The organism is Pseudomonas parafulva (assembly GCF_002021815.1).
Taxonomy (GTDB): Bacteria; Pseudomonadota; Gammaproteobacteria; order Pseudomonadales; family Pseudomonadaceae; genus Aquipseudomonas; species Aquipseudomonas parafulva_B.
The window spans coordinates 3,851,660-3,867,504 of sequence record NZ_CP019952.1; the positions used below are offsets into that span (position 1 = coordinate 3,851,660).

Sequence of the window (15,845 nt, forward strand, 5' to 3'; positions counted from 1 at the left end):
CAGCCGAGCACCGGCTGTACACGCCTGCGCCCTGCCCTATAATCGCGGGCATCTCGCTTGTGGAGCCAACCATGCCTAACCTACGCCTTGCCGACCTCACCGCCGAAATCGAAGCCAACGTGCGCCGTGCGTTGCTGGAGGACATCGGCAGCGGCGACATCACCGCCCAGCTCATCCCGGCCGAGCGGCTGGCCAAGGCAACGATCATTACCCGCGAAGCGTGTGTGGTGGCCGGTACGGCCTGGGTCGATGCGGTGTTTCGTCAACTCGATCCACGCGTAGCCGTGCACTGGCAGGTGGTCGACGGCGATCGCGCCCAGCCCAACCAACCGCTGTTCCACCTGGAAGGCCCGGCGCGCGCGCTGCTCAGCGGCGAGCGCAGTGCACTCAACTTCCTGCAGATGCTGTCCGGGGTCGCCACGCGTGCACGCACGTTGGCGGATCTGGTCGAAGGTACCCACGTACAGTTGCTGGACACTCGCAAGACCTTGCCGGGCCTGCGCCTGGCGCAAAAGTACGCAGTGACCTGTGGCGGCTGCTACAACCACCGCATAGGCCTGTATGACGCTTTCCTGATCAAGGAAAACCATATCGCCGCCTGTGGTGGCGTCGCCGAGGCGGTACAAGCCGCACACCGCATCGCCCCCGGCAAGCCGGTGGAAATCGAGGTGGAAAGCCTGGAGGAATTGCATCAGGCGCTAAGCGCGGGTGCCGACATCATCATGCTCGATGAGCTGACGCTCGACGAGATGAAAGAAGCCGTCGGGATCACCGCTGGCAAGGCCAAGCTGGAGGCCAGTGGCGGCGTCAGCGAAACGACCCTGCGGGCCATCGCCGAAACCGGTGTGGACTACATCTCGATAGGTTCGATGACCAAGGATGTGCGAGCGGTCGACCTGTCGATGCGCCTGAGCCTGTAACACGGGGCCGCCAGGCGGCCCCGGTCGAGGGATCAGAACGAGGCGTTGGCCAGGCCGTCCAGGTAGCGCTCGACGTCCAGGGCGGCCATGCAACCAGCACCGGCCGAGGTGATGGCCTGACGGTAGACATGGTCAGCCACGTCACCTGCGGCGAACACACCCGCGACGTTGGTGGCGGTGGCGTTGCCTTCACGGCCGCCGCTGACCACCAGGTAGCCGTCCTTGAGGGTCAGCTGGCCTTCGAACAGCGAGGTGTTCGGGGTGTGGCCGATGGCGATGAACACGCCATCTACCTTGATCTCGTCAGTGCTGCCATCGTTGTTCTTCAAGCGCGCGCCGGTCACACCCATGTTGTCGCCCAGGACTTCATCCAGGGTAGCGTTGAGCTTGAGTTCGATCTTGCCTTCGGCGACGCGGGCATGCAGCTTGTCGACCAGGATCTTCTCGGCGCGGAACGTATCGCGGCGGTGCACCAGGGTTACCTTGCTGGCAATGTTCGCCAGGTACAGCGCCTCTTCAACGGCCGTGTTGCCGCCGCCAACCACTGCGACCGGCTTGTTGCGGTAGAAGAAACCATCGCAGGTGGCGCAGGCCGATACGCCCTTGCCCATGAACGCTTCTTCCGACGGCAGGCCCAGGTAGCGAGCACTGGCGCCAGTGGCCACAATCAGGGCGTCGCAGGTGTAGGTGCCGCTGTCGCCGGTCAGGGTGAACGGCTTGTTGGCCAGGTCCACGGCATTGATGTGATCGAAGACGATTTCAGTCTCGAAACGCTCGGCGTGCTCTTGCATGCGTTGCATCAGTGCCGGGCCGGTCAGGCCGTGCGGGTCGCCTGGCCAGTTGTCGACTTCGGTGGTGGTGGTCAATTGGCCACCGGCCTGCATGCCAGTGATCAGCAGCGGCTTGAGGTTGGCACGGGCCGCATAGACCGCTGCGCTGTAACCGGCAGGGCCGGAGCCCAGAATGATGACGCGCGAATGACGTGCTTCGGACATGTCGAACTCCTGTCGAGCGGGCTGAAAAGGCCAGCTGTGCAAATGAAGTAGGGCCTGCACCACGGGCAGGCCGGTGACGCTGAAATATGAGCGCACTGTAGCGAGGTGGCAAAGAGTAAGGAAATATCCTTAGACAATCCACCTCATAGCCATCGTCTATGCGCGTCGTTGCGTTGGCAGGGTCCGATCATTGGCTTTTGTTACCACCGGTTTCACCCAGATGGTGCAGCTTCCGCATCCCCCTGAAACTCGGTAATGTCTGCCAACCACCTTTTCTGCGGAGTGATACATGCAAGCCCCCGTTCTTTCCGGGCCGCAGTACCTGCGCGAAGGCCTGAAGCTGATCCTGAGCCCTGGCCTGCGCTTGTTCGTGCTGCTGCCGCTGACCATCAACCTGCTGCTGTTCGGTGGCCTCATCTATTTTGCCGGCCACCAGTTCAGCCAGTGGCTGGACGCGCTGGTGCCCACACTGCCAAGCTGGCTCAGCTTTCTGACCTATATCCTCTGGCCCCTGTTCGTGGTGTTGCTGGTGCTGATGGTGTTCTTCACCTTTACCCTGGTGGCCAACATCATCGCCGCGCCGTTCAATGGCTTTCTGGCTGAAAAGGTGGAAGTGGTGGTGCGCGGCGACGATCACTTCCCGGCCTTCAGCTGGGCCGAGCTGCTGGCGATGATCCCCCGCACACTGGGCCGCGAAATGCGCAAGCTCGGCTACTTCCTGCCGCGCGCCACCGGCTTGTTCATCCTGTCGTTGATCCCGGTGGTCAACGTGGTCGCCGCGCCGCTTTGGCTGATTTTCGGCGTGTGGATGATGGCCATCCAATACATCGACTACCCGGCCGACAACAACAAGATGAGCTGGCAGGACATGCTCGCCTGGCTGCGGGAAAAACGCTGGCAGTCCCTGGGCTTTGGCGGGGTGACCTACCTGGCGTTGCTGATCCCGGGGGTGAACGTGGTGATGATGCCGGCGGCGGTGGCTGGGGCTACCTTGTTCTGGGTGCGCGAGAATGGCAATGCACGGGCCGTGAACACACCTGCGCATCGAGCCTGAGCCTGTCCCAGGCGTTACCCTACCTCATCTACAGGAGCAGACCATGAACCGCTTCAGTCCCGCCAAACTCAAGCTGTCGAAATGGACCGCGACGCAGCCGGTGAACCGTGAAAAGCACTTCCTGGTCATCGACCTGGAGCACGACGAAGCGGGCGTGCTGCTGCGTGTGGAACTGCAGGCGGTGCACAGCGGGCGCAGCGAGTGGCTGGATTGGCGGGTGCTGCGCGACGCCCAGGTATGGGCGATGGGTTGGCGATGAGCGAGTGACTGACCGAACCGGCCGCGTGCCCGTCAGGCAGCGGCCGATCTTAGGCGCGTCCAACGGGAGCGCCGCCGCGTCGCCTCACCATGGAACACAACCGGCCTGCACAACTGCCCAGCATCACTGCCCCAGGCGGCTGGAAAACTGCCCCACCACATCCACCACCCGCCTGGCCCCTTCCTGGATTTCCTCAATCACGTTTCCGGTCTGGTCCGCCAGCGCGCGGCCTTCTTCGGCCTGGCGCTTGCTGGTGTCGATGATCGACACTGCAGCCTGGGCCAACTGCTCGTTTTGCTGTACCACACGGGCTATTTCCTCGGTAGCCGTGCTGGTGCGCGAGGCCAGCTGACGCACCTCATCGGCCACCACCGCAAAGCCCCGCCCCTGCTCGCCAGCACGGGCGGCTTCGATGGCGGCGTTGAGCGCCAGCAAGTTGGTCTGCCCGGCGATATCGCTGATGGTCTTGATGATCGAACCGATGACCCGCGACTGGGTGTCCAGCGCCTGGATGCCTTCGGCAGCCTGAAGCATCGAGGCTTCGAGCCCACGCATGACGCTGACGCTCTGCCCGACCACCTCTGTGGCCCGACGGGCGCTGGTGTCCGTTTCCCGGGAGGTGTTGTAGGCGACGTCCGCCGCCTGGGCCACCGCTTGCTCCTGGTTCACCTGATCGGTGATGACCGTGGCGAACTTGACCACTTTGTACAGCTCATCGTGGGCGTTGAAGATCGGGTTGTAGGAAGCTTCCAGCCAGATCACCCGGCCATGGGCATCGATCCGACGGAAGCGTTCGGCAATGTACTCACCGCGGCGAAGCTTGTCCCAGAACGCTTGGTAGCCGGGTGAATTGACCTCGGCCGGTTCGCAGAACATGCGGTGGTGCTTGCCACGGATCTGATCCAGCCGGTACCCCACTGCCGACAAGAAGCGTTCGTTGGCGGTCAGGATCATGCCATCGAGATCGAACTCGATAACCGCCGTCGAGCGCATCAGCGCCTTGATCAGGCTCTCGTGCTCGCGGGAGGTGACGATGGTACGGGTCAGGTCGCTCGAATGCAGGGTGAAATACTTGATGCGCCCGTCGCTACCCTTCACAGGTTGCAGGATCGAACGTAGCCAAGCTTCCTGGCCGTCCCCGCGCAGCAGGCGAAACGCGCCATTGAAATGCTCGCCCCGGCTGATGGCATTTTTCATGCGCTGGTGAAAATCCAGTGACTTGACGTGGGCAGGCACGATGTCGTCGATGTTGCGCCCAAGCAATTGGTCAGCCCGATACAGCATCTCGGTTTCGAAATTGCCATTGACCAGTTCGATCCGACCGGCAGGGTCGAGTTGCAGCACCAGCATCTCGCTGTCCAGGCTGCTCTTGATCTGGTCGATGATCATCAGTTCTTCACGCAACTGCCGGATTTCTTGCTTGAGCTTGTTGTTGAACATCACCGCTCTCCTGGAGCGTGGGGGCGAATGCAACTGCATCGGCGGGCAACTGCGCCTCTTGAGTGCAGCCTTGATGAATATTCGTGCGCGTTACAGGCGTCATGCCCCCTCTGCATCATGCCGACGTCACTTCGCCGTCATGCCCCGGCAATGCAGCAGGTGGATAGTCAGTTCATGAATACACCTGCTCTGCACATCTGCCTCGTCAGCGATACCTTCGCCCCGCACGTCAACGGCGTGGCCTGCACACTGTTGAACCTGAGCGAAGGGCTGCGCCAGCGTGGCCATCACGTCAGGATCGTGCGCCCCCGACAGCCAGGAGAGCAGGCTTCGGGGCACAACCCTGGCGTGCGACTGTGGCGCGACTGGCCACTGCCCGGCTATCTGGGTTTGCAACGGGACAAGGTCTCCCTGCGCACGCTGGCAAGGCACTGGCGCCGGCAACGGCCTGACGTCATTTACATCGCCACTGAAGGCCCCCTGGGGCTGAGCGCATTACGCACTGCTCGGCGATTAGGAATCGCCGTTGTTAGCGGATTGCATACCCACGTTGCGCATCTTTCAGGGCAACACGGCATGGGCGTAGTGGGACGCCTGCTAAGCCTTTACCTGCGCTGGTTTCATGGCCGGGCCGTCTTGACGCTCGTGCCCAGCTTGAGCCACCGGCGTTGGCTGGAGCGCCGCGGCTTCGAGCGGCTGGTGCACATGCCGCACGGTGTGGACGCGGAGCTGTTCAACCCGGCCCGTCGCAGCCAGGCGCTGCGCGAACACTGGGGTCTGGGCCACGATGATATCGCCGTCCTGCATGTGGGACGGTTGGCACCGGAGAAAAACCTGGGGCTTTTGCAAAGCTGTTTCGAGGCTTTGCAACGGGCTTTGCCACAGCGAAGGGTACGCCTGATTCTGGTGGGGGACGGGCCACTGCGGGGGAAGCTACAGCAGCAGGTTCCTGGGGCTGTGCTATGCGGCGTCCAGCGAGGCGAACAACTGGCCGAGCACTATGCCAGCAGTGACCTGTTTCTGTTCCCCAGCCTGATCGAGACGTTTGGCCGTGTGGTGCTCGAAGCCATGGCGTCAGGGTTGGCGGTGGTCGCTTATGACCAGGCAACGGCTGCGCAGCACATCGGCCATGGCCACAATGGGGCGCTGGCCATGCCAAGGGATGCGGCAGCCTTCATCGATGCCGCTTGCTGGCTGTTGCAAGACAGCGAGACCCTGCGGCGGGTGAGGCTCAACGCTCGGCAGCATGCCAGCCATCAGGGGTGGTCGGAAATCGTCGACCAGTTCGAAGCGCACTTGCTCAGCGCTTCACTGAGCGCTCATGCGCGCCAAGCGAAGTCGATGCAGCCCATGCCGCCGCTGTGAAGCCGTCGCTGCGGCCAAGGCGAATACCCGGTACGTGATCAGCCCAGGGCTTTCTCGATGGCCTGGACCACCGCAGGATCATCCGGCGCCGTGCGCGGGGAGAAGCGCGCCAATACACGCCCGTCCTTGCCCACCAGGAATTTCTCGAAATTCCAGGTAATGTCCCCCGGAAACTCCGCGCCCTCGCCCGCCAGAAGACGATACATCGAATGGCGCCGGGGCCCGTTCACATCGAGCTTGGCGCCGAGCGGAAAGCTCACGCCGTAGTTCATGCTGCAGAATTCCTGGATCTGCGCTTCGCTCCCCGGCTCCTGCCCTGCGAATTGATTGCAGGGTAGGCCAAGGACCGTGAAGCCTTTGTCCTTGTACGTCTGGTAGAGCTGCTCAAGCGCCGCGTACTGAGGTGTCAGGCCGCACTTGGAGGCCACGTTGACCACCAGCACTACCTGCCCCTTGTACGGTTTCAAGGACAGATCGCCACCGTCAAGCGCGTTCAACTTCAGGTCGTGAAATGCACTCATGCTGTAATCCCCTTTTCAGGTCGCCGACGGCACCTGGGCAAATTGCGCCCACTAAAAAGGCGTTCGTTCAAGCCGTCGCCTTCCTTGGGAAGGCAGGGCGGCTTGCCCGAACGCCTGGCGACTTTCTGAGCTTAGCGCAGAAAGATCAGTGGTGATGGCCACCTTCACCGTGGATGTGACGGTGAGCGATTTCTTCTTCGCTGGCGTCACGTACGTCAACGACCTTGACCTGGAAGTTCAGGCGCTGGCCGGCCAGTGGGTGGTTGCCATCGACGGTCACGTCGTCGCCGTCCACGTCACGGATGGTGACGATCTGCATCTGGCCATCGGGGGCCGAGGCGTGGAACTGCATGCCCACTTCCAGCTCGTCGACGCCTTCGAACAGGCTGCGGTTCAGGGTGCTGACCAGCTCGGCCAGGTATTCGCCGTAGGCCTCTTCAGGCTCGATGGAAACGGTCAGCTCGTCGCCGGCCTGTTTGCCTTCCAGGGCTTTTTCCAGGCCTGGGATGATGTTGCCGGCACCTTGCAGGTAAACCAGCGGCGCGCCACCGGCGGAGCTGTCGATGGTCTCCCCGGCGTCGTTAGTCAGGGTATAGTCGATGGAGACAGCCTTGTTGGCGGCGATCAGCATGGGGCAAGACCTTTTGCAAAAGAATGTAGAACGCACAAGTGTAACCAAGCCATCGCCCGATTGCGAACCTCGCCTGGATCCGCCCATGCCCATCAGTCGGATCATCGCTTTTTCCCAGGATGCCGAAGGCCACTGGGTCGCCCAGTTGAGCTGTGGCCACACCCAGCACCTGCGCCACGTGCCGCCCTGGCAGCTGCGCCCATGGGTGCTCGACCCCGAACAGCGAGCGCAGCGCATTGGCCAGGCGTTCCCGTGCGGTTGGTGCGCACAGGGTGCCGATAGCGCTACCCTTGATCGCTGATCCCTTGCACCGCTTATTTCGAGAAGCACGCATGCAGACTTTTTTCATCGCACCAACCGACTTTGGCGTCGGCCTTACGTCCATCAGCCTGGGCCTTGTGCGCACGCTGGAGCGCGCCGGCCTGAAAGTGGGCTTCTTCAAGCCTGTTGCCCAGCCCCACCCGGGCGACACCGGCCCGGAGCGCTCTACCGAGCTGATCGCTCGTACCCACGGCATCATGCCGCCGACGCCGCTGAGCCTGGCCCAGGTCGAACGGATGCTGGGCGATGGTCAGCTGGACGAGCTGCTCGAGTCGATCGTTCGCCTGTACCAGCAGGCTTGTGTCGGCAACGACGTGGTAGTGGTCGAGGGCATGGTCCCTACCCGTCACGCCAGCTACGCAGCCCGCGTGAACCTGCACCTTGCCAAGAGCCTGGATGCCGAAGTGATCCTGGTATCGGCCGCCGAACAGGAAGTGCTCAGTGAACTGTCCGGCAGGGTCGAGCTGCAGGCCCAGCTGTTCGGAGGCCCGCGCGACCCCAAGGTGCTGGGTGTGATCCTGAACAAGGTGCGCACCGACCAGAGCATGGAGCAATTCTCAACGCGTCTGCGTGAGCACTCGCCGCTGCTGCGCGGCAATGATTTCCGCCTGATCGGCTGCATTCCCTATCAGCCGGAGCTCAATGCCCCGCGCACGCGGGATGTGGCAGAGCTGCTCGGGGCCCAGGTCCTCAATGCCGGTGACTTTGAGCAGCGCCGCATGACCAAGATCATCATCTGCGCCCGCACGGTGGCCAATACCGTGCCGCTGCTGACATCTGGAACGTTGGTGGTGACGCCCGGCGATCGCGACGACATCATCCTCGCCGTGAGCCTGGCAGCGATCAACGGCGTGCCGTTGGCAGGCCTGCTGCTGACCAGCGACAGCAAGCCCGATGCGCGCATCCTGGGGCTATGCCGCGGAGCGCTGCAGGCAGGGTTGCCGATCCTGTCGGTCAGCACAGGGTCATATGACACCGCCAACCAGCTCAATGCCCTGAACAGGGAAATTCCGGTCGATGACCGCGAGCGCGCCGAGTTCATCACCGACTTCGTGGCCAGCCACCTTGACGGCGCCTGGTTGAGCCAGCGCTGCGGCGCTCCGCGCGAGATGCGCCTGTCACCTGCGGTATTTCGCTATCAACTGATCCAGCGCGCGCAGCAGGCCAACAAACGTATCGTCCTGCCCGAAGGGGCCGAGCCGCTGCTGGTGCAGGCGGCGGCCATCTGCCAGGCACGCGGCATTGCCCGCTGCGTGCTGCTCGCAAAGCCTGAAGCGGTCGATGCCGTGGCCCGAGCCCAGGGCATCACCCTGCCCGAAGGGCTGGAGGTGTTGGACCCGGACCTGATCCGCGAGCGCTATGTCGAGCCCATGGTGGCGCTGCGCAAGAGCAAGAACCTCAACGCACCGATGGCCGAACAACAGCTTGAAGACCCGGTGGTCATCGGCACCATGATGCTGGCCCTGGACGAAGTCGATGGCCTGGTCTCGGGTCTGGTGCATTCGACGGCCAATACCATCCGTCCTGCATTACAGCTGATCAAGACCGCACCGGGCGCCAGCCTGGTTTCTTCGGTCTTCTTCATGCTGTTTCCGGACCAGGTGCTGGTCTACGGCGACTGCGTGATGAACCCTCACCCCAATGCCGCCGAACTCGCCGAGATCGCGCGCCAGAGTGCTGCATCGGCGCATACCTTCGGCATCACGCCACGGGTCGCGATGATCAGTTATTCAAGCGATTCGGCAAGCGACGAGGAGGTGGAAAAAGTGCGAGAGGCCACACGCATGGCCAGGGAGGGCGCCGAACAGCTGTTGATCGATGGGCCGCTGCAATACGATGCGGCTGTCAACCCGGCCGTTGCACGCGACCTGGCGCCGGGCAGTAAGGTGGCCGGTCGCGCCACGGTGTTCGTGTTCCCGGACCTGAACACCGGCAATACCACACACAAGGCCGTGCAGCGCAGTACCGACGGCGTGAGCCTCGGGCCCATGCTGCAGGGGCTGCGCAAACCGGTGAACGATCTACCGCGCGGGGCGCAGGTCGACGACATTGTGCACACCATTGCCCTGACCGCCATTCAGGCAAGCGAGGTGCGCTGAATGCGGGGGCCATCAAGTGGCCCCCACCTTTGGGTCAGGGATACTGCTGAACCTGGCCCTGCTGCTGGTCGTACTGCTGGCCAGGGATCGGCTTGAGGTTCACTTCCACGCGGCGGTTCTGCGCGCGGCCATTGGCATCGGCGTTGCTGGCGATCGGTTGATCCGGGCCCATGCCGCGCACGGTGACCCGCGAGGCATCCACACCCTGGGAAGTCAGGTAGCTGCTGACGGCCTGGGCACGACGCTGGGACAGGTCCATGTTGTGCTGACGGCTACCGGTGCTGTCAGTGAAACCCACCACTTCGATGTTGTTCTGGTTGAACTGCTTGAACGAGCCGGCCAGGTTGTTCAGCGGTGCGTAGAAGCTTGGCGAGATGTTGGCCGAATCGGTGGCGAAGGTGATGTTGCCGGGCATGATCAGTTTGATCTGGTCGCCCTGGCGCTGAACCTCGACCCCGGTGTTGGCCATTTTCGCGCGCAGTTCGGCTTCCTGCTTGTCGGCGTAGTAGCCGTAGCCGGCCGCCGCGGCGCCAATGGCCGCAGCGCCGATCAGTGCACCCTTGCCACGGTGATTGTGATCGATCGCGGCGCCGGCCACGGCACCGGCCAGGGCACCCAGGCCACCGTACTTGGCGGTCTTGCTCATGCCGCCGGCCTCTTGCCCCTGGTTCTCATAGGGGTTTTGCCCCGCACAGCCGGTCATCAGGGCAGCAGTGGTTGCGACGATAATCAGGCGACGCATGGTGAACATGGGCAAGCTCCTCGTGTTGGTCATGTATGCCGTAGGTCTGGAACGGCTCTATGTCAGGCTTGGAGTGTCTTGCCGGGTGAAAATTCCGCGCCCGCCTGCGCATTTGTGCACCGCTCTGTTCACCCTTCAGGGCAAATACAACCGGAACAGGCCGCCCCCGAGCGCGCCCCCGTTGGAGATATCAATGCGGCCCTGCACGCCGCCGCTTTCATGCAAGGCCGCAATGCGCGCAGCGAAATACAAGCCAAGGCCCGTGCTGCCACTGGTGGAGTCGATGCCCTGGATGTATTCCTGTTGCCGTTCGATCATGCGCGCCGGGTAGCCGGGCCCGTCATCGTTGATGCAGATGACCAGTTGGTTGTCGGCCTCTTCGATGGTGATCAACAGGGCCTTTTCGGCGAACCGCGTGGCATTGGTGATGACGTTGGTCACCACCGATGCCACCAGCTCGCGATCGAAAAAGCCCAGGGGATTATCGGTATCGATGCGCCACTTCGCCTCGATGGCATTGTGCTGCAAGACTTCTTCGTGGGCTGCCAACTGCGCCTCGATGAAGTCGTCGAGTTCGTGGTAGTCCGGGCATACCGGCAGTTGATTCACACCGAGCTTGTACAAGCCCAGCAACTGCACCAGCATGCCATTGAGGTGCCGGAACTCATGCTCCATCACCCCCTGTTCCGCGCCACCGCGCAGCTCTTCGGGCAAGCGCTGGACCCACTGGCCGTGGGATTGGATCAGTGCCGAGAGCGAATTCTTCAGGTCGTGCACGGTGGAGGCGATCACCGTGGAAAAATCCAGCCCCTGATTATCAAGATTCATGCGCCGAACACCCGGGTATGCAGTTTGCGGTAGCGGTCATAGCGGTTATCGCTGGCGGGGATACCGGCCACGCTGGTCAAGGCGTCGCGGCATTCCTGCATGATCGCAGGCTGAGGATTCTCTCCGCCAATGCGCAGCAGCGCCTGGGCGGTATTGAGGGCGATACTGATGTTCCTGGGCTGCAGGCCCAACGCTTTACGGAACAGCTGCAACGCCTCGCCGAGCTGACCTCCCTGGTAACTGCGCACGCCCTGACGATTGAGCGTAACGGCTTCGGTGATGGCGTTCAGCACACTGGGGTCATCCGTCAGCTGGCCTACTCTTTCCATGACCTTGGGGTCGTCGCCATAACTCTCCACACAACTTCTGAGCACGCCGATGGCCGCGGCATCCTGCCCCGACGCCTGCAATTGCCGGGCAACGGTCAGGGCCGCATCGACCGAGAAGAACTGGTTCATCTTTTCCAGGCGCTGGACGGCCTGGTCGGTCAGCTTGGCCGCGGTCTCCGGATCGCCGGCCTGCTGCAGGCTGGCGGCTTTCATCATGCGGGCACGCACCTGAAGGCCTTGGTCTTCCGGGTTTTCCTTGGCCACCTCGCTGAGCGTGGTGTTGATCTCGACCCGGGTGCGAGCGTCCAGACCGAAGCCTGCATTACGGCTCATCAAGGCCTGCACCAGGCCCAGGTTGTTCTCGGCATCCTTGTAGCGTGAGCTCTGCCCCTGATTCACGGCGTGCCGGAACGCCTTGGACGCGCTGTCGAAGTCTTCGTTGGCCAACGCCAGCTTGCCCAGCTTCGATTGGCGCCGAACCGATAACGGCGAAAGCCGCACGGCCTCCTCCAATAGCCCTTGGGCGCGCTTGGTTTCGCCTTGCGCCTCCAGCACATCGGCCATGCCATCGTAGAGACTGGGCATGATCGGGAAGGCCTTGAGCGCCTGCTCGTAGACGGCCTGGGCCTGGGCATGCTGGCCGCGCTTGTGCATCAGGCTGCCCAATGCCGCATAGACCCAGGGCTGCGGGCGGCTGGCGAGAATGGCCTTGAGAAACTTCTCGAGCTCTTCGAAGCGGTTGAGGTTGCGCAGCGCATCGGCCCGGTAGCGCAGGCACAGCGGCGCCAGGCGCGGGTCGCGCTTGCACAGCTCGGCACAGGCTGCCAGCACTTCGCCTGGGCGGTTGCGGTCCAGTGCCTGGAGAATCGGTTTCAACAGCGCCTTGCGCTGGTAGAGCTTTTCCACGCGCTGGGCAAGGCCTACCCGGTTAAAGGGCTTGGTCAGGTAGGCGTCGGGCTCGTGCTCGATGGCGCTCAGTACAATGGCCTGGCTGCTTTCGGCAGTGACCATGATGAACACGCATTCGTGGCTGATGTGCTTGTCGATGATCAGGTCTTCGAGCACCTGCTGGCCGTTTTTCTTGCCATCGCCCAAGTGAAAGTCTTGCAGGATGCAGTCATAACGCTTCTGGGCGCACATGCGTAGCGCCTGCTCGCCACTGTCGGCGGTGTCCACGTCGCGAACACCCAGCTCGCGCAGCATGGAGCGGGTCGACGTGCGAAAGTCGGTGAAGTCGTCAACGATCAGAAAACTCTTTTGCCCGAACTGCAGCATCAACACGACCTGCCCTGGAAGAAATGGAAAGATGGCACGAGGCGAACCACCGAACGCTGTATCGGCAGGCGGTCGGAAAAGATAAGCGTAGCGTACGCGCCACTTCAAAGGTGGCATCAGGCCAGCATTTTAGCCACCCGCCGCACCCCCTGCCAGTGTCACTCCAGCAAGCCAAGTGCCTTGGCCTTGGCTACGGCCTGGGTGCGGCGCTCGACCCCTAGCTTGCTGTTGATGTGGCTGGCGTGCGTCTTGACCGTGTGTAGCGAGATGAACAGCCGCTCGCTGATCTGCTGGTTCGACCAGCCCTGGGCGATCAGCTCAAGCACAGCCCGTTCGCGGCTACTGAGTGCATCAGCACTGGCGGTAGTGCATGGCAAGCCGGGCAACCGCTCGAGCAGCTGGGCCCGAACCGAACTGTTGTCGCTGCCCTGGACCTGCTCGCGCAGCCACTGCGGGTAGCGTTGCAACAGTTCCTGGAACGGCTGCAGAACACCGCCACTGGCCGCCTGCAGCAGCGCCGGCAGCAACCGTGCTGCCTGTGCCTGATGCCCCTGGTCAAGGTGCAAGGCGATCAACGGGCACATAGCGCTCACTGTCAGCATCATGCCCCCACAGCCCTGGCCGCGCTCGGCAAGCTGTTCAAGGTTGCGTGCCGCCTGCGCCTCACGCCCCTGAATGCGGTCAAGTGCGGCTTGCTGCAACGCGACATGGCAGGGCAACAACGGGTGGAATTCGGGCGCCAGGGCCGCCTGCGCGCCGCCGTAAGTCTGCCCCAGGCGCGACAGCCAGGATTCGGCAAGGTCCATGCGCCCTTGCGCGAGCCAGAGCTCGCATTTGACCAAGGTGATCATCGCCAGGTAGTACACAGGTGGCACGTCCCAGATGTGCATCAGGCGCTCGGCTTCGGCGAGTTCAGTGAACGCTTCGGCGAAGCGCCCTTCCCGTCCGTCGAGCATGGCAATCACGCAATGACCGATAAGCACACTGATGTCACGGCAGGCACGTGCCTCGCCCAGGCCACCACGCAGCCGAGCCAGGCCCTGCTCCGGACACAGGCGCGCGACCAGCAGATAGCCTTCGTACAAGGTCAGCCGCGCCCGGATTGCATACAACCGCTGTGCAGACAACCCGTGCAAACGCTGTAGCCCTTCACGCACTTCGCCCAGTGCACGCACGACCTCGCCTCGGGCGTGCAATACCCGGGCCCTGTCGTAGTGGGCCAGGGCCTCGAACAGGGGGTTGCCGACGCGCTGCGCCAGCTCCAGCGCTTCCCGGTTCCAGCCCCGCGCACGCCAGAAGTCGCCCTCGGCGATTGCCAGGTTCGACAACGTCGACAGGCACACCAGGCGCTGGCCATATCGTTTGCAGGGCAGGCTCTGCAGTGCTTCGGTGCAGCAGGTCAGGGTGCGTTCACGATCGCCCCGGCCCCTGGCGATCACGCCGCTCAGTGCCAGCCACTGGGCGAGCATGGACTTCTGGGCAGTGGCAGAAGGCGCCGGCAGAAAGCGCCCCAGATGGCTTGCCAGTTCCTCGGCAGCGTCGAGCTGACACGCCAGGCCAAGGGCCCAGCTGTACAACACGATCAGGCGCGGTGTGCTGACCAACAGGCTGTCGGGCAGGTCCATTTTCCAACGTAGCAGCATCGCGACGTTCTGCTCGGCCAGCAGTTGCTCTTCGGACAGGCTTTGCACGAGATTGGCCGCCGCGTTCAGGTCGCCCCCGCGCAACGCCTGCTCCACCGCCTCGTCCAGCAAGCCCTGGGACTGGAACCAGCAAGAGGCGCGCAGGTGCCGCTCGGTCAAAGCCTCGCGTGCCTGGCGGCTGCGAAGCAGGTCGGAGAACAGATGGTGGTAGCGAAACCACCGGCCGTGCTCATCCAGTGGCACCAGAAACACCTGGTGCGATTGTAGAAAATTCAGGATGCCGCCGCTGTCCTGTTGCAGCCGTACCGCATCGCACAGGGGCGCGCAGAAGCGTTCCAGGCATGCCGTCTCGTCGAGAAAGCGCTGCACAGGCGCCGGCAGTATGTCGATCACCTCTTCGAGCAGGTAATCGCGGATCAGGCCTTCGCCACCGTGCAACGCCTGGGGCAGAACGTTTTCATCGCTGGACTCGCTAGCGGCCAGCTGCCAGAAACGCAGCCCGGCCACCCAGCCATCGCTGCGCTGGATGAGGTTGTCCAGCGCCTGGCCACGCAGCCCAGTGGGCCTGCGCCCCAGCACCGCCAGCGACTCTTCGGCGGTCAGGCGCAGGTCCTGCTCGCTCAGCTCGGCCAATTGCCGGGACAGGCGAAGGCGTGCCAGGTGCCAGTCCGGGCGCTGACGGCTGGTTACCAGCAGCACGAGGCCTGCGGGCAAGTGATTGAGGAAGAATTGCAGGCAGTGGTCCAGGACGGGACCTTGGGCAAGGTGGTAGTCGTCCAGCACCACCAGCAAGGGCGACTCGCTGCGCAAGTGCAGCGCCAACGCGTCGAGCACCGTGCCAAGCCACGGCTCGAAAGCAAACGGCTGGTGGCGCTGGCGCATCTTCAACAACCCCATCGCCTGCTCTCCCATGGCTGAGCAGTGCTGCTGCAACCCGTCGAGCAGTCGCTCCAGAAAGCGCCCGGGATCGGCATCTCGCTGGCTCAAGCCCAACCACAGCGTGCGCCAGTGGGCAGGCAGCGTCTCGCAGAACTCGATGGCCAGTGAACTCTTGCCGAAGCCTGCTGGCGCACTGATCAGCAGCAACCGCCCACCCAGCCCGGCTTGCAGGCGCTGGCACAGGCGCTGACGCGGGACATGGCCATCGGGCAAGGGCGGTCGAAAGAAATGCTCGTCCATCAGGCCCACGGCCTGGCTGGTGCATCCATGCGTACGGGACAGATCTGTCATGGCCGGCTCGTTCTGGGTGGACAAATACGGCGTAGGGGTGGTTGCGAGACTAGCGGTTAACGCCTTCCATTTGAAGTTGGCCGGGAGACTGCGCCGGAAAAAGACTACGACAAAAAGCAACAGCGCCGATCGACGCGCGCTGGAATGGGGGTTTTGGCGGGGTATTCAGACGGTTTATCGCAATGGCCCGGCG

General features: G+C 63.2%; 14 protein-coding genes. 6 read left to right on the forward strand and 8 right to left on the reverse strand.

Annotation, left to right across the window (positions count from 1 at the left end):
* The first annotated feature begins 71 nt into the window (after positions 1-71).
* Positions 72-920, forward strand: a complete 849-nt coding sequence (nadC, locus tag B2J77_RS17255; protein ID WP_023534717.1) for a carboxylating nicotinate-nucleotide diphosphorylase — start codon at positions 72-74, stop codon at positions 918-920.
* A gap of 32 nt (positions 921-952) precedes the next feature.
* On the opposite strand, the gene trxB is transcribed toward nadC, so the two are convergent.
* Positions 953-1,915: a thioredoxin-disulfide reductase gene (trxB, locus tag B2J77_RS17260; RefSeq protein WP_058639474.1), complete on the reverse strand. Its 963-nt coding sequence runs from the start codon at positions 1,913-1,915 to the stop codon at positions 953-955.
* Positions 1,916-2,204: 289 nt separating this feature from the next.
* Between trxB and cysZ the strand changes: the two genes are divergently transcribed.
* Positions 2,205-2,969 carry a sulfate transporter CysZ gene (gene cysZ, locus B2J77_RS17265; RefSeq protein WP_058605855.1) on the forward strand — a complete coding sequence of 255 codons (765 nt, stop codon included), beginning with the start codon at positions 2,205-2,207 and terminating at the stop codon, positions 2,967-2,969.
* 43 nt (positions 2,970-3,012) lie between these two features.
* Positions 3,013-3,228, forward strand: coding sequence for a TIGR02450 family Trp-rich protein (locus tag B2J77_RS17270; protein WP_058639444.1), 216 nt, complete (start codon positions 3,013-3,015; stop codon positions 3,226-3,228).
* Positions 3,229-3,351: 123 nt separating this feature from the next.
* Here the strand turns inward: B2J77_RS17270 and B2J77_RS17275 are convergent, their stop codons facing one another.
* Positions 3,352-4,668: a methyl-accepting chemotaxis protein gene (locus B2J77_RS17275; RefSeq protein WP_058605856.1), complete on the reverse strand. Its 1,317-nt coding sequence runs from the start codon at positions 4,666-4,668 to the stop codon at positions 3,352-3,354.
* A 174-nt stretch (positions 4,669-4,842) separates the two neighbouring features.
* Here B2J77_RS17275 and B2J77_RS17280 point away from each other — a divergent pair, with 174 nt between their 5' ends.
* The gene (locus B2J77_RS17280; RefSeq protein WP_078479451.1) at positions 4,843-6,033 is read left to right on the forward strand and encodes a glycosyltransferase family 4 protein; all 1,191 of its coding nucleotides are present in this window, start codon (positions 4,843-4,845) and stop codon (positions 6,031-6,033) included.
* A 38-nt stretch (positions 6,034-6,071) separates the two neighbouring features.
* On the opposite strand, the gene B2J77_RS17285 is transcribed toward B2J77_RS17280, so the two are convergent.
* Both B2J77_RS17285 and B2J77_RS17290 read right to left on the reverse strand, forming a co-directional pair.
* Positions 6,072-6,554 carry a glutathione peroxidase gene (locus tag B2J77_RS17285; protein WP_078479095.1) on the reverse strand — a complete coding sequence of 161 codons (483 nt, stop codon included), beginning with the start codon at positions 6,552-6,554 and terminating at the stop codon, positions 6,072-6,074.
* Between the two features lie 145 nt (positions 6,555-6,699).
* A complete protein-coding gene (locus tag B2J77_RS17290; RefSeq protein WP_058605858.1) occupies positions 6,700-7,185 on the reverse strand; it encodes an FKBP-type peptidyl-prolyl cis-trans isomerase in 486 nt (161 codons plus the stop codon).
* Between B2J77_RS17290 and B2J77_RS17295 the strand changes: the two genes are divergently transcribed.
* Both B2J77_RS17295 and pta read left to right on the forward strand, forming a co-directional pair.
* Positions 7,184-7,486, forward strand: a complete 303-nt coding sequence (locus B2J77_RS17295; protein WP_058639476.1) for a DUF3565 domain-containing protein — start codon at positions 7,184-7,186, stop codon at positions 7,484-7,486. The genes B2J77_RS17290 and B2J77_RS17295 overlap by 2 nt on opposite strands.
* A 31-nt stretch (positions 7,487-7,517) precedes the next feature.
* Positions 7,518-9,605, forward strand: coding sequence for a phosphate acetyltransferase (gene pta / locus B2J77_RS17300; protein ID WP_078479096.1), 2,088 nt, complete (start codon positions 7,518-7,520; stop codon positions 9,603-9,605).
* A 34-nt stretch (positions 9,606-9,639) separates the two neighbouring features.
* Here pta and B2J77_RS17305 read toward each other — a convergent pair whose 3' ends face one another.
* From B2J77_RS17305 to B2J77_RS17320, 4 genes are all read right to left on the reverse strand, one after another.
* Positions 9,640-10,356 carry an OmpA family protein gene (locus B2J77_RS17305; RefSeq protein WP_023534691.1) on the reverse strand — a complete coding sequence of 239 codons (717 nt, stop codon included), beginning with the start codon at positions 10,354-10,356 and terminating at the stop codon, positions 9,640-9,642.
* Positions 10,357-10,482: 126 nt separating this feature from the next.
* The gene (locus tag B2J77_RS17310; RefSeq protein ID WP_058639448.1) at positions 10,483-11,175 is read right to left on the reverse strand and encodes a sensor histidine kinase; all 693 of its coding nucleotides are present in this window, start codon (positions 11,173-11,175) and stop codon (positions 10,483-10,485) included.
* Positions 11,172-12,779, reverse strand: a complete 1,608-nt coding sequence (locus tag B2J77_RS17315; RefSeq protein ID WP_058605873.1) for a tetratricopeptide repeat-containing response regulator — start codon at positions 12,777-12,779, stop codon at positions 11,172-11,174. Before B2J77_RS17315 ends, B2J77_RS17310 begins: the two co-directional genes overlap by 4 nt.
* Before the next feature lie 158 nt (positions 12,780-12,937).
* A complete protein-coding gene (locus B2J77_RS17320) occupies positions 12,938-15,652 on the reverse strand; it encodes a LuxR C-terminal-related transcriptional regulator (protein ID WP_078479097.1) in 2,715 nt (904 codons plus the stop codon).
* Between the last annotated feature and the right edge of the window lie 193 nt (positions 15,653-15,845).